Source organism: Staphylococcus pettenkoferi, assembly GCF_002902685.1.
GTDB classification, from domain to species: Bacteria; Bacillota; Bacilli; order Staphylococcales; family Staphylococcaceae; genus Staphylococcus; species Staphylococcus pettenkoferi.
In genome coordinates this window covers 1-1157 of the sequence record NZ_PPRN01000046.1, presented here as the reverse complement: position 1 = coordinate 1157, position 1157 = coordinate 1, and the positions used below count along the sequence as shown (strand labels likewise).

Genomic DNA, 1157 nt, shown 5'->3' with positions numbered 1-1157 from the left:
CAGTTGTATACCCCTTATATATTTATTATTTTAATTATATTATAGCGTAGATAAACAATGATTGAAACCGCTTTCTAAAATTTTTATAATAAAGTTGAACAGAAAATAGAGATAAGCTGTTTTTAAACCAAATATTTGAGGAGTGATGATATGAGTGAGTTTTTAGCAGCTATCGCCGGAGGTATCTTATCCCTTATAGGTACGATATTTATGATGAGATGGCAATTTAAACATGAGGATGATATACGGAATAAAGATTACGATAATGAAATTATTAGTATGATTGATCTCGTTACATATAAAGCTGCAAAAATCAGAAATACAGAATTTACTTATAAAAATGCGAATTATAATCAGCCTTTTACTACCGACTGTTTCGCGGAAACCAAGCATTACTTTAAACTCTTAGATGATCAGCTTCAAGAACTGATTCTGAAAGTCAGTCATCACAGCGATAACCCACATGATAAAATTCAAAAGTTACTACAACATTATGAGCCTGTAGAGAAACAGTTCAATACGTTAACCATTGCATTTGAGATCTACACAAACAACTTTGAACACACTGATCGTAACGCACTCGTTAATTCCAAACGTAAATTAGATGAGAATATCGGTAATTTTATTGAGAATATTAGTCGATTCGCAGGAACAGAGTATCATCACAGTGTGTATCAGCCCGCACTCAATCCATTAGTTAATAAAGCAGATGCAATTACACTAAATAATGGAAATTATAATAAGAAATAGATAAGAAAAACTTCGACTCAGGTTTAGTGGTGGGTTGAAGTTTTTTGTATTAGGAATATTTTAAAGTAAAAATAAACAAATAAACAAGTGTTCCTTAGAATATAAATATTTCACAAAAAATACATATAAAATCAAACTAAAATTGCTACAATTATATTAAAGCATTCTCTATCATAGGAGTGAAAAAATGAAGATAGATAATTACTCTTTAACGGTAAAAGGAAAGACTTTAATTGAAAATAGTAATTTAAGCTTTTATTCTGGAACGATTAATCACATCGTCGGAAAGAATGGAGTTGGAAAGTCTCAGTTGGCAAAAGATTTAGTATTGAATAATAGCGGTAATGTTCCTAAAAATATTTCCAGTAAAAGTACTTTAATTTCGAGTTCATCGAGCGTTCCAGAAG

The 1157-nt window shown here is 30.3% G+C and carries 1 protein-coding gene and 1 pseudogene; both read left to right on the top strand.

What is annotated here, in order from left to right; all coding sequences use genetic code 11:
* The first annotated feature begins 150 nt into the window (after positions 1–150).
* Positions 151–750, top strand: coding sequence for a type I secretion system protein (locus CD126_RS09030; protein WP_103370359.1), 600 nt, complete (start codon positions 151–153; stop codon positions 748–750).
* Between the two features lie 187 nt (positions 751–937).
* A pseudogene (locus tag CD126_RS09025) lies at positions 938–1157 on the top strand (ATP-binding cassette domain-containing protein); the annotation flags it as partial.